Here is a 13269-nt window from a genome sequence, read left to right on the forward strand (position 1 = left end):
GAACGTCCGTTCGAGACAGTTTAATATTAACAGAAAATCCTTTCTTTGGCAAGGTAGCAATGCATTAAGACGCTGCAAAAGAAAATGAGGCTGACGGCAGCGGCGATTTGTTGTATGATAGGATAGAACATTAGCATCGGCAAGGTTGTGGCAATACATGAGTATACTGAAAGCAGAAAATTTAATGAAAGCATTTGGAGTGGACACCCTGTTTCACTCTGTGGGATTTGAATTGCGGCGGGGAGAAAAGGTGGGACTGATCGGCGCCAACGGGACCGGCAAGACCACCCTGATGCGTTGCCTGCTGGGATTCGTCAAACCGGATGACGGACAGGTCAGCCTGCCCCCCGGTGAGATCATCGGCTATGTAGAACAGGCGGCCGGACAAGGGGGCGGTACCCTTTATGAAGAATTGCGCTCGGCTTATCAGGACCTGCTGCTTTGTCAGGAAAAGATCCGCCGGCTGGAAACAGCCATTGCCAACCGGCCTGCCGGGGACGAGCTGGACCGGCTGATGAAGGAATATGCGGCAGCAGTGGAACGTTTTGAATGGGGCGGCGGCTATGAAATGGAGAATCGTATCCGGCGGGTCGCCATCGGACTGGGATTTACCCCTGAGGATATGGACCGGCCGACTGCCGCTTTTTCCGGCGGACAGAAGACCCGCATTGCTCTGGCCAGAGCCCTTCTCAGACAGCCGGATTATCTGTTTCTCGACGAACCTACCAATCATTTGGATATCGGCATGGTAGAGTGGCTGGAAGCATTTTTGGCCGAGTATCCCGGCGGGGTTTTGATCATCTCCCATGACCGCTACTTTCTCGACAGAGTGACCGAGCGAACCTTTGAGCTGGAAAATGGCAGCCTGACGGTGTATAACGGCGGCTATACCGAGTATATGATCCAAAAAACCGAGCGCCTGGCAGCTCTGGAGGCCAGTTTCGAAAAACAGCAGGCCTATATTGCCAAGACCCAGGCCTACATCAATAAATACCGCGCCGGCATCAAATCGAAGCAGGCCCGCGGCCGCCAGTCACAGCTGGACCGCCTGGAACGCATCGTGCTGCCTGAGACGGCGCCGGTTCTGACCTTTCAGTTTCCGACCGTGGGAGAGTGCGCCGAAAGGGTGGCTGAGGCCGATACAGTGACAGCCGGTTATGGGGAACGGATCGTGCTCAACGGGGTATCGGTCTTCATTCGCCGGGGAGACCGGGCGGCGCTGGTCGGACCCAACGGCTCCGGCAAAACCACCTTCCTGAAACTGTTCACCGGCCAGTTGACGCCGGTAAAGGGCCGGATAAAACTGGGCAGCAGAGTCAAGATGGGCTATTTTGACCAGGAACATCATGGATTGCAGCCGGATTTCCGGGTGCTGGACGAGCTGATGGCGGACTTTGCCTTCAGTGAGGAGCGGGCCAGGGGCCTGCTGGGCGCTTTCCTGTTTCGCGGCGACGACGTGTATCGCCGGGTCGGGGATTTAAGCGGCGGGGAAAAAGCCAGATTATCCCTGTTGAAGCTCATGCTGACCGGAGCCAATTTTCTCGTGCTGGACGAGCCCACCAACCATCTGGATATTCCCTCCCGGGAGGCGGTGGAGGATGCCATTCTGGCCTATCCCGGCGCCTTTTTGATCGTTTCCCATGACCGTTATTTCCTGGACAAGATCGCCGATCGGGTTCTGGAACTGGACGATGGACGCATCACCGGGTATTTGGGAAGCTTCAGCGATTATCAGGAGCAAAAAGAAAAAGCCGTCAAAGAGGCGGCCAAGCAGGAACAGGAACTCAGAAAATCCCAGTCAAATCTCCCGGCAGCGCCGGAAAAAGGCAAGCCCCGTTCTTCCCGGCAGCGGCAGCAGAGCCAGGAGAAGCAGCTTAAAAAGCTGGAGCAGGAGATACAGGAGCTGGAGGCGCAGCAGAAGGTTTTAGCCGAACAGCTCAATGACCCGGCAACTCATGCCAATCCTGAAACCAGCCGGTCTCTGGCGGAAGATTATCAGCAGGTGGAAACCCGCCTGGCCGAATGCTATGACCAGTGGCTGGAATTGCAGGAGGAGTCGGCGCAAGAATCAATCTGAGTCCCGATCCACTTGTCCAAGCAGCTAATCCAAAAGCTTGGGCGGGCGAATCGCAGCCTGAGTGAACCCTAACGGTCTTCGGACCGTTTTTTTTCTCTTTACTGAACGAGTTGGTCTGACTCGACTCAGTTATCCTTTCAGATAACCTAACTTCAACGTCCTTGCAGGTTACCGGCAGATTCTCGGCGGCTAACTTGCCCCGTCTCGGTTTTTGCCGGTGTTTAGCGGCTGTAGTAAAGTAAATACAGCGCTAATATCGAGGAACCGGTTCCTCACCATAGGTGAGGAAATGTTAAACGAATTGGTCAAACGGGCTCAGGCCGGGGATATGGATGCGTATACGGCAGTTTGTCTGCGTTTTGGTAATCTCATCCGCAAGCAGGCCCGGCAGACTCATCTGACGCCCCTGCGGGAGGAGGCTGAAGCTGAGGGGTGGCTGGCAGTGGTCCGGGCGGTGCAGCAGTACCGGGAGGACTTAAAGATACCCTTTGCCGGCTATGCGGCTCAGTGCATCCAATATCGCATATGGAACCTGTTTAAACGGGAACGCCGGCGCTGGTCCAGGGAAATTCCCCTGACTGAGACGGATGAAACGAACGCGGGGACGTTCCCGGTTGCGGCAGCGGCTGCACCCGTGGACGTGGCGGCTCAAGCCGAAACGGCCATATTGGACGCAATAGTCCGGCAGGCCTTGGCTGAACTGCCGGAAAAGCAGCGCCTGGCGGTTATGGAAACCATTATGCATGGGCGTAAGCTGGCAGAGCTAGCCCGGCTTTGGGGGATCACCCCTCAGGCAGTCTACAGTTTTCGCAAACGGGGTTTGGCGAATTTAAAAATAAGGCTGAGCGAACAAGTCTAACTTCATGTCCCCCCAAAATGAGCCAAAGCCGACGCCCTGTAAGGGCGTCGGCTTTGGCTCAAAGACTGGAGCAAACTGCTCTTTTGTAGTATGATGGGTAAGAACGGCAAGCTAAACAGTTATTGGAGAAAAACTAACAATGTGGTACCCAGGTATGCCAGACCGCAGAACAAGATGATTTGGAAAATGTATTGTCCCGTTTTCTTTTCTTTGGAGATGCTTTTGTTTTTGTAATAGTGGTAAGTAAACATTTCATCCTTCATACTACACGACCTCCGCGCATTTTGTATTATATTGTAACTCTTACTACATTATTTCATAAATTCCTGCTATTTGATGTATGAATTTGCAGGATTTTGTCCAAAATTTTGCGAAATGAGGATAAAGCCCTAGTAGAGATGCAAAGCATCTCGGGGCAGAGCGGAAAACAAAGGACTTTCGGGTTGTGAGAGAAAACATTAGAAAAGTCTCGCAACTGACAAAAGGTAAAGAAAGTCTGACCCGGCGTAAAACCGAGAAGTGCCGTTTTCCAATTTTGCAGGAGACAGCTTCGAATTATCTAACCAAAGAGGAAAACACAGGACAGCCTCGAACCTCTCACTAGAATCTAACTTCGCGAGGTACAACCGTGGAACTGCTAACAGGGACCGTGGAAACCATCACTTATCAGAACCAGGATAACGCATTTATTGTGTTTAAATTGCAGCCCCGGGGGCAGAAGAATCTGGTACCGGTGGTTGGCTATTTTGCCGCGCCTCTTTTAGGCGAAGAGGTGGAGTTAACCGGCGAATGGGTGGAGCATCCCCGTTTTGGCCGGCAGTTTAAGGCCGCTTCTTTTAAACGGATTCAGCCCACCAGCCTGGCTGGCATTGAACGTTACCTGGGATCGGGGGCCATTAAAGGGATCGGTCCCGCGATGGCCGGACGGCTGGTTAAAAAGTTCGGCGCTGAAACCCTGACTGTCATCGAGCTGTTTCCCCATCGCCTGGTGGAAGTGGAAGGCATTGGACAAAAGAAAGCCGACCAGATCTGCCAGTCTTATGCCGAACAGGATGAAATGCGGGAAATCATGCTGTTTTTGGAAACCCACGGCGTATCCGGGGCTTACGCTGCCAAACTCTATGCCTGCTATGGCGGGCAGGTCGTTGCCATCCTGCAGCAAAACCCTTACCGTCTGGCCGAGGAAGTGGAAGGCATCGGCTTTCGCAAGGCCGATCAGATCGCTCGTTCCCTGGGCTTTGACGCCAATCACCCTGAGCGTTTGGCTGCCGGCATTCAGTTTGCCCTGCTGCAGACAGCTCAGGCCGGACACTGCTGCGTCCCGGAAAGCGCCCTGGTGGAGGAGGCCGCCAAACTGCTGGCTGCCGAGTTGGCCGAGGTGTCCCTCATTCTACAGCATCTTATACGGGAAGAAAAATTGTGCCGGGAGGACTTTCACGGGACCACCCTGTTATATCCCAGACACTTGTTTTATGCCGAACGTCGGGTGGCTGACCGGCTGCTGCGGCTGCGGGACCGGGCCAAGCCGGTTTCCGCCGGCGATCATCAGGAAATTGTAGCCGAATGGGAAGCCGGCGCCCGCATCTCTCTGGCCCAGGCCCAGCGGGAAGCCCTGGCGGCGGCTCTGGCCCACGGCGTATTGGTGCTGACCGGCGGGCCCGGCACCGGCAAAACCACCACCGTTCAGGGAATTCTGGCGGTGCTGGAGCAGCAGGGGTTCAAGATCCTTCTGGGAGCGCCCACCGGCCGGGCGGCTAAGCGTCTTGCCGAAACCACCGGCCGGGAAGCCGTCACGGTTCATCGCATGCTGGAATCCACCGGCGGCCTGGAAGGGGCCCCTTTGTTTACCCGCGACGAGGAGAATCCTCTGGATGCCGACGTGGTCATACTCGATGAAGTGTCGATGATGGATATCCTGTTGACGCACTATTTTCTTAAGGCCGTGCCGGACGGCTGCCGGGTAGTGCTGGTAGGCGACGTGGACCAGCTGCCGGCGGTAGGGCCCGGCTCAGTGCTCAAGGACATCATCCGCTCTAAGGTGCTGCCGGTTGTCCGGCTGACCGAGGTCTTCCGGCAGGCCAACGAAAGCATTATTGTCCAGAACGCCCACAGAATCAACCGGGGGCAGCCCCCCGACTGTGGAAAAAACGCCGATTTTCAGTTTCATCAAATCGAAAGCGCCGAGCAGGTAGCCGCAGCTATCCTCCGGCTGGTGAAGCAAGACCTGGCGGCGGAAGGCTTCAACCCCCAAAGGGATGTGCAGGTCCTTTCCCCTATGCACCGGCAGGTCTGTGGCGTGGAAAATCTGAACAAACAGCTCCAGGCCGCCTTAAATCCGCCAAAGGAGCCGGACCTGACGGTTACTGGCGTGGCCCAGGTGTTTCGCAGCGGCGACAAAGTCATGCAGATGCGAAACAATTATGAAAAAAACGTCTTCAACGGCGACATTGGATTTATTGCCGAAATCGACACCAACCGGATCGTCGTGCGTTATCCGGACAATGACGTGCCCTATGAACGCAGTGACTTTGACCAGCTGCAGCTGGCTTACTGCCTGAGTGTGCACAAAAGCCAGGGCAGCGAGTACCCGGTGGTGGTGCTGCCTATTGTGCCCGGCCACTATATCATGCTGCAGCGCAATCTCCTGTACACCGCCGTGACCCGGGCCAAAGAAAAGGTCATCCTGCTGGGGACCCAAGCGGCTCTCTATACCGCCCTTTCCAATGACCGCACCCGCCGGCGCTATACCCTGCTGGCCGAGCGGCTTCAAGGGGAGGCGTTATGCTAGTGTTTGCCCCAAAGAAACCGTCCTTCTGTTGGAGGTGGCTGCAGGCTTGCCTGGACTGGATTTATCCGCCGCGCTGTCCGGTCTGCCGGCGGTTTATGGATGTACACGGTCAATGGTGCCCGGACTGCGGTCCGGAGGCCGGACCCCTGCGGACGCTTCCGCTGACGGGGCGACGGCTGGAGGTGCTGAATGCCGGGTATTATCTTTTCGCTTATGAGGGAACTGTGCGCAGCCTGCTGCGCCGGCTCAAATTCCAGTCTCAGCGGGGAGCGGCGGCGCCGTTGCGATGGCTTTTGATCCAGCGGGTTCACTGGCAAGAGATGCCACGTTATGATTTGGTTGTGCCGGTGCCGCTGCATCCGGAACGGCTGGCTGAACGGGGGTTCAATCAGACCGAGCTTTTGTTTCGGCCCTGGGCCGATGCCTCCGGTTTTTGCTGGCAGGAATGCCTTAGTCGCAGTCGGGCCACTCAGCCCCAGTGGCAGCTGTCTCTGGAGCAGCGGCGGCAAAATATAAAGGACGCGTTCTGCCTGACGCGTCCCGGGGGAACCAAAGCGGTGGAGAGCAAACATATTCTCCTGGTGGATGATATTTTTACCACCGGACTGACCATGGACCAATGCGCCGCAGTTCTGAAACAAGCCGGCGCAGCTTCGGTTACCGGCCTGGCCTTTGCCAGCGGCGCAGAAAATATTACCTTTCGGCTCTCTCTGCCTGACTCCCGGGATTCTCAGCATCTTTCGACATGATGAGTCCCTGGCCCATAGCCTCGACAAACGCCCGGACCACTTCCGGATCGAAGGCCGTCCCGGAATGGTTCTGCAGCTCGCGCACCGCGTCTTCGGTGATTTTAGCCCAGTGCTGGGTGCAGGGGTTGATGGACCGGTCATAGTAGTTGGCCACGGCGATGATCCGCGCGCCTAGCGGTATATTGACTCCTTTCAGCCGCTTGGGATAGCCCTTACCGTCAAACTGTTCATGGTGGTAGCGGATATAGGGGATCAGCTCCTGGCAGCAGGAGATATTCTCCAGCATAAAACTGCCGGCGTTGCAGTGATTCTTGTACACGCTCATTTCCCGGGTCGACAGATACGGCACTTTGGCCAACACCGCGTTGGGCACGGTCAGATGGCCTATGTCGTGGAGAATGGCGGCATAACGGATCCGCTCGAGCTCCTCCCGGGGCAGGCGCATTTTGGCGGCAATACTGACAGCATAGTTGGCAACCTGGTGACTATGCAAAAACAGTTTCGCGCTTTTCATTTCCACCAGACGCATCAGATTGATGATGATGGTGTCCAAATTTTCGCTCTGGTAGAGCAGATTTTCGGTTGTTTGCATCAGCGTCACCATATACACACAAAACGACCTTTCGAGGAGACCGTTGAAAAAGGCTCATCTGCGTCGTCAGTCCTGCGAAAAGGCAAGAGGTTCTCTGACCTGGCATATGAACCTTTTTGAAAGGTCTCAGATTCGAGACTACCGATGGATTTGACTCCTTCAGGACATAGTATAGCGCAGAATGGGCCGAATGAAAAGGGAGAACATTGACGAGGGGTGTCGGTTCGCCGATATTATCGAAGATTTTCAGAAATAGCGGTATAAAATAATCTAAAAATCCCGAAAAAAGATAGGTTTTCCTTAAAATTAGGACTAATGACCTAGGCAAAAAAGACAGTAAAATTGTATAATGAAACAAATAAGATGATACTCTGATTATGAACGTGCGGGACCGATAGGATGGAATGGGAGGAACGAGGTATGGGGGTTAAATATTGCGCCGAATGTGGCAAACTGTGCGCTGATCATCCGAGCGGACTGTGCAATGCCTGTCAGCGGGTGGATGAAGAAAATGCCATCAAAGTTTACGAGTATCTGCGAGAAGTCAAAAGCGCCAGCATTGAAGAAATCCATGAAGTTACCGGAGTCAAGCATAAAACCATTCTCCGGCTGATCAAGACCGGCCGGGTTGCTACGGACGCGGAGGTCGCAATCTCCTATCCGTGCGAAACTTGCGGCGAACCGATTACTGATGGTCGTCTGTGTCTCAAATGCAGCAAAAAAATGGCGGAACAAATGCGCAGCAAGGCCCAGGAAATGACCGACGCCTATCGGAACAAAATTACCCGGATGTACTATAATAACGCCAACGAAAAAGCCGAAGAAGAAAAAAAATAAAAAAATTCCCGAAAACATGTCGGCAGGGGTTAATATCCCTGCCGTTTTTTTCGATAATAGAAATGAATCAGGATTACAGTGTGGTGTGAGGTGTTAAAAGATGATCATATCCGGCAAGCAAGTGCAGGATGTCCTGAAAGTATATACAGAACAAACTTCAGGCAAAACCAAATCCCCCGGCCGGTCTAACCCGGTGAGCGGCAAGCGGGATGAGGTTGTGCTGTCTTCGAAAGCCCACGAGTTTGGCTCTGTGCTGCAGGCCTTGCAGGCCCTACCGGAAGTTCGCCCGGAAAGAGTAAAAGAAATTTCCGCAAAAATTGCCGATGGCAAATACCAGGTCAGTGCCGAGCAAATCGCCGATAAAATGATCGGACGCTCTATTATTGACCGGATTGTATAAAGGAGGACTATAACGTGTGGGATAAATTGGTTGATTCTTTAACGGATATGCTGGAAACCTATCGCGCCGTCTTAGTTCTCAGCCGGCAGAAAAGTCAGCTTTTATCAACCGGCAAAGCGCCCGAACTGGATAACCTGACCAAACAGATGGAACCTCTGGTCCTGCACATCGGCAAGCTGGAGACGCTCAGAGAAAAGACAGTGGCCGAAATTGCCCAGGCGCAAAAAGTAGATATGGCCGCGTTGACGATGGATGCCATCCAGACGCTGGCCGGTCCTGAGATAGCCGCCAAACTGAAAACCATTGAAAATGAATTTAAAATTGTCATGAAGGAATTGGAGCCTCTGAACCGGTTGAACATGGAACTTGCCCAGCAGGCTCTGACCTATACCAACTTCATGATTAACTTTATGGCCCAGAATGCGGCCGGCAGCAATTATGCCGGCAAAGGACAGACGGAAACCATGGTCAACCGGAGAATGTTTGACCACAAAGTCTGAATGAACCAAAGAAGCGAATGTTGCAGACGATTATTTTCAATAAGGAGTTGGAACAATGCGATCTACTTTCGGCGGATTAGGAACGATGGTCCGGGGTCTGAACACCCAACAGGTGGCCTTGGAAACTATGGGACATAATATTGCCAATGCTAACACCCCTGGCTATTCCCGGCAAAGGGCCAACATGACTACAACCTACCCCCAGACAATATACGGGCAGGGCGGCACATTCCAGATAGGGACCGGCGTGTCGGTGCAATCGGTGACCCGCATACGGGATGCCTTTACCGATAAACAAATGTGGGCTCAGTTGAAAAGCCTGGGATATGCCAATGCAAAAAGCGACGCTCTGGCGCGGGTTGAAGACGTTTACCGCGAGCCCACCGACCTGGGGCTGCAGGCTCTGATGGACAAGTTCTGGTCGGCCTGGAAGACCGTGGCCGACAACCCTGCCGACCTGGGAGGACGCACGGTGCTGCGCGAGCAGGGCGTAGCCCTGGCGAACGCTATTCAGACATCAGCCAAGGACCTTGATAATCTTATCTCCGACATTAACTCGACGATCAAGCAGAAAGTTACCCGCGTCAATGAGATCTCGGAAGAAATCCTGGCATTGAACAAACAAATTTCCCGGATTGAAATGGGCGACCTGGATCATGCCAACGATCTCCGGGACCGGCGCGACCTGCTGGTAGACGAGCTTTCTCAACTGACTGGCGCGCAGGTCACTGAAGACGCAAAAGGCAATTATATTATTCAGGCGGGAGGCGCTACGCTGGTCGATGCGAGAAATACGACCAAGCTGAAATATAAGGAAATTACGCCGGGACTGGAGCCTACTGATGCCGATTATGGCTTTGTCCGCACCACGATTATCGTCGACTCGCCCGGCCCGGAAGTGCTTGCGAATTTTTCCGGCGGTGAACTCAAAGGACTCATTGAAAGCCGCGATGTGGACGCGAAAAATGAACTGGATAACATCTCCACAATGTCGAAGTTTTTGCTGAAAGAATTCAACCTCATTCACCGCGTCGGCTACGGCCGGGATGACTCTACCGCATATAATTTCTTTGGCGCGCAGCAAACCGCTGCTCCTGCTAACGACAATTACACGGATGCCGCAAACTGGGCCGCCTTATTCGGCACCGCCACTCCGACCGACGGCGATTGGATTAAAGCTCTGACCGTTAATAAGGATTTATTCGATGAGGTCAGCGGTCTGGACCGTATCGCGGCAAAGACCGCGAACAGTACAGATCTGAGCGTCGGCCAGTCAGATCCGAATAGCGGCGCGGCCACGGTCGGCGGCAGCTACAGCGGTTCACAAACAAAAGATTTTGAGGTGTACATCATCGGCAGGGATGCTTCCGGTCGGGTAACTGCTGTGGAATACCGGACCCGGACCAACGGGGGAGCCTGGAGCGGTTTGGCGACTGCCACGGCCACCACGACCTCTGATCCGTATCTGTTTACACTAAGCGATAACATGACTATTCGGATTGCCACCGATCCGGACAATACCCTGGGCGCAGCGGGTTCGATGGCTGGAGACAGGTACAGCTTCACCGTATCCCAGGGCTACGCCAGCGGCGATAACGCCCTGCGTCTGGCCGAGGCCCTGCGCAGTGATGTGCGGGATACTATTGATTCGATTGATCCTGCGTTTACTGACTTCACCTTTGGCACCGGCATTTCCCTGAACAACTTCTACAAATCCGCCATCGGCACTCTGGGAGTACAGGCTGAAGAGGCGATCACCCTGGTAGAGCGCCAGGAACTGGTGGTCAGCCAGGTGGACGTGTGGCGCCAGTCGGTTTCCGGTGTGAATATGGACGAAGAAATGACGGACATGATCCGTTTCCAAAAGGCCTATAACGCGGCATCCCGGGTCGTGACCTCGATTGACGAGATGCTGGACAAACTGATCAACAGCACCGGCATCGTCGGCAGATAAGGAGGATAAATCATGCGTATCAGCAATAATATGTCAGTCAGCAACCATCTGCGCAATTTAAATAAGACCACCGTACGTCAGTATCAGCTTCAACAGCAGCTGGCCGACGGGAAGACGCTTCACCGTCCATCGGACAATCCTATCAAAACCGTGCGCAGTCTGACCTTCCATACTGGCTTGAACACAAATACCAAACTTACTGAATCCAACCGGGACGCCTTATCCTGGATGAACAACTCCGATACCGCCATGAATGACATGAGCACCATCATGATCCGGGTCAAAGAACTGGTGGTCCAGGCCGGCAACCCCAACCCTGACATGGCTCTGAATGCCATCGGCAATCAGATCGACACCTTGATTAACGAACTTGTGACTCTGGGCAACAGCAAGGTCGGCGACCGGTATTTGTTCGCCGGTCAAAGTGATCATGTCCAGCCTTTCAGGCGCGAGATCGTCAACGGTCAGGACACGGTGGTGTATTGCGGCGACCTGAATAAAATAGCCATGCGTCTCCAGACCGGCACGATCGATCCCTATCAGGACAGTGTCGGTCTGAACGGAGCCGAGCTGTTCGGGCCTCTGACCATGGTGGAGGACACTGCGAATCCTGGTACATATAAAGCCACCTGCGATGTCTTTACCAATTTGATCCGGATTAAAGACGTGCTGCAAGACATGCCGTCCAAATCGTCCATCGCTGTGAGCAGCAACGCGGCGGTTAACGCTGAAAGCACCGTGAGCGGTTATCCGTCCACCGGGGTTACCACGGAATATGAGATCAGAATAGATGCTGTCACCGCCGGTAATGTTACCGGTGTGAGTTACCGCAAAAAGGGCGACGCTGACTGGATTTCAGGCATAACCCCTGACGCCGACGGCAAGTTTGCCCTGCCCGACGGAGTCAGTGTCCAGATCGGCGATGATGCGGCCAACGCGGTAAATGATATTATCAGCGTGACCGCCTATCCCGGCAGCGGCACCAAGATGGTGGACGGCAACGGCGTTGGCTTTGTGAATTATGAAGGCCTGGCCAATGTGGACACCGCTCATGACGCCCTGCTGAAGTCCGTTACTCGCCTGGGAGCCCGCATGTCCTTCTATGAAATGATGGAAAATGTGTTTGCCGACAACGATCTTCAGCTTTCCGACGACATCGCGAAAAATGAAGACGTGGACTGGGCTAGAGCGTTAATTGATTTTCAGACCAATGAAAATCTCTATCGCACCTCTTTGGCAATAGGCGCCCGGATCATTCCGCCATCCCTGGTCGACTTCTTGTCTTAGCGCCCGGATATTCCGCCGCCCTTGACGATTTTGTCCAATTACAGTATGGATTGCGAGGGAACAGCATGTTGCGCATCCGGATTGAAACCCAACAAGGCCAGTTACAGATGCAGATCAAAGAACCGGCCATCGACCTATCCGTCAGAAGAGCGGAAATCCAGCTCGACCCCGAGAACTCCCAACTGCAGATGCGTTCCACTGAAGGTCAGCTGGATATTGACCAAAGCCAATGCTGGTACGCCCACGGCATCAAAACTGCCGGGCAGTTCACGGAAGATATAGCGCGGGCCTCACAGCAAAAAGCCCTGGCGGCGATTGCTGAGATTTCCTCCGACGGCGAGCGCATGTCTCATATTGAAAACAAGCAGAACATGATTGCCCAACTGGCGAAGGAAGCGTTGGATAGTCCGCAAAAACAGCTCACTCTGAGGGCCAAGCCCCGTCCCAAAATGGACTATCGTCCGGGAAAACTGGCCATCAGCTTTACGAAACCATCGGTGAATGCCCGGTTCCTCCCCGGCGATGTGGCTCTCACCCTTAACCGGGGGGATGTGCGGGGAGAGGTCAACCCGCGTCCCGATGTTCGGATCTGGACAGTGGAAAGCAAGGGATCTTTGGATATTCAGACATGAACGTGAAGGCGGGTCGACAGGACCCGTCTTCCTTGTATTTTTTACTGGCTGTTCGATCTTAGGTAAGGTATAATAGCGGATAGGATATGCCATAAAAATGCAAAGAACGATCATTTATACGAGGTGAACAATATGAGTCTGACGCGGATTCGTTCCGCCCGCTTCGGCGACATCGAAGTCCCCCAGGAAACCATCCTGAAATTCCCCCACGGTATGCCAGGATTTCCCGAGGAAAAACAATTTGCCGTCCTACCTTACGGTCCCGACAGCCCCTTTGTCTTTTTGCAGTCTGTCACGGAACCTCAGCTGACCTTTTTGCTGGTAGAAGCCTTCCCGGTGTTCCGGGACTACAGCTTTGAAATTGATGACCGGCTAGGCGCGGAGATGGGGCTGTCCGCTGACAATACCCCCCAGATATTCAACATCGTAACGGTGCCGGCCAACCCCGCCGACATGACCGCAAACCTGCTGGCGCCGGTCATCGTCAACTGGCGGGACCGGCTGGCGGTGCAGTATGTCTTGGAGAAATCCCCCTACACTACCCGCCACCGCATTTTTCCTGAAGGCACTCAGTGGCCCAAGGGGGGAGAGTAA

12 protein-coding genes are annotated in these 13269 nt (G+C 54.1%); 11 read left to right on the top strand and 1 reads right to left on the bottom strand.

The annotated features are described in order from the left end of the window. Positions 1–157: 157 nt before the first annotated feature. The 4 genes from ALO_RS17785 (at position 158) to ALO_RS17800 (ending at position 6473) form a co-directional block, all read left to right on the top strand. Entirely contained in the window at positions 158–2077 is a 1920-nt protein-coding gene (locus tag ALO_RS17785) for an ABC-F family ATP-binding cassette domain-containing protein (protein ID WP_004098902.1), read from the top strand. Between the two features lie 289 nt (positions 2078–2366). After that, positions 2367–2936 carry an RNA polymerase sigma factor gene (locus ALO_RS17790; RefSeq protein WP_004098905.1) on the top strand — a complete coding sequence of 190 codons (570 nt, stop codon included), beginning with the start codon at positions 2367–2369 and terminating at the stop codon, positions 2934–2936. 628 nt (positions 2937–3564) lie between these two features. Continuing rightward, positions 3565–5724 carry an SF1B family DNA helicase RecD2 gene (gene recD2, locus ALO_RS17795; protein WP_004098909.1) on the top strand — a complete coding sequence of 720 codons (2160 nt, stop codon included), beginning with the start codon at positions 3565–3567 and terminating at the stop codon, positions 5722–5724. Continuing rightward, entirely contained in the window at positions 5718–6473 is a 756-nt protein-coding gene (locus tag ALO_RS17800; protein WP_139025442.1) for a ComF family protein, read from the top strand. The genes recD2 and ALO_RS17800 overlap by 7 nt, the downstream gene beginning before the upstream one ends. Here the strand turns inward: ALO_RS17800 and ALO_RS17805 are convergent. Next, positions 6418–7083, bottom strand: coding sequence for an HD domain-containing phosphohydrolase (locus ALO_RS17805; RefSeq protein WP_083821146.1), 666 nt, complete (start codon positions 7081–7083; stop codon positions 6418–6420). The two genes, ALO_RS17800 and ALO_RS17805, sit on opposite strands and share 56 nt — an antisense overlap. Positions 7084–7485: 402 nt before the next feature. Here ALO_RS17805 and ALO_RS17810 point away from each other — a divergent pair, with 402 nt between their 5' ends. The 7 genes from ALO_RS17810 (at position 7486) to fliW (ending at position 13269) form a co-directional block, all read left to right on the top strand. Further along, the gene (locus ALO_RS17810) at positions 7486–7902 is read left to right on the top strand and encodes a hypothetical protein (RefSeq protein WP_004098914.1); all 417 of its coding nucleotides are present in this window, start codon (positions 7486–7488) and stop codon (positions 7900–7902) included. Positions 7903–8002: 100 nt separating this feature from the next. Next, entirely contained in the window at positions 8003–8302 is a 300-nt protein-coding gene (gene flgM / locus ALO_RS17815; protein WP_004098915.1) for a flagellar biosynthesis anti-sigma factor FlgM, read from the top strand. A gap of 14 nt (positions 8303–8316) precedes the next feature. Continuing rightward, on the top strand, positions 8317–8802 hold the full coding sequence (locus tag ALO_RS21095) for a flagellar protein FlgN (protein WP_004098918.1): 486 nt from the start codon (positions 8317–8319) through the stop codon (positions 8800–8802). A gap of 55 nt (positions 8803–8857) precedes the next feature. Beyond that, positions 8858–10756, top strand: a complete 1899-nt coding sequence (gene flgK, locus ALO_RS17825) for a flagellar hook-associated protein FlgK (protein WP_004098922.1) — start codon at positions 8858–8860, stop codon at positions 10754–10756. A gap of 12 nt (positions 10757–10768) precedes the next feature. Then, a complete protein-coding gene (gene flgL, locus ALO_RS21100; protein WP_004098925.1) occupies positions 10769–12043 on the top strand; it encodes a flagellar hook-associated protein FlgL in 1275 nt (424 codons plus the stop codon). 65 nt (positions 12044–12108) lie between these two features. Beyond that, positions 12109–12675, top strand: coding sequence for a DUF6470 family protein (locus ALO_RS17840; protein WP_004098926.1), 567 nt, complete (start codon positions 12109–12111; stop codon positions 12673–12675). Between the two features lie 132 nt (positions 12676–12807). Beyond that, positions 12808–13269 carry a flagellar assembly protein FliW gene (fliW, locus tag ALO_RS17845; protein WP_004098929.1) on the top strand — a complete coding sequence of 154 codons (462 nt, stop codon included), beginning with the start codon at positions 12808–12810 and terminating at the stop codon, positions 13267–13269.

The sequence above is a fragment of the Acetonema longum DSM 6540 genome (assembly GCF_000219125.1).
In the GTDB taxonomy this organism is placed as follows: Bacteria; Bacillota; Negativicutes; order Sporomusales; family Acetonemataceae; genus Acetonema; species Acetonema longum.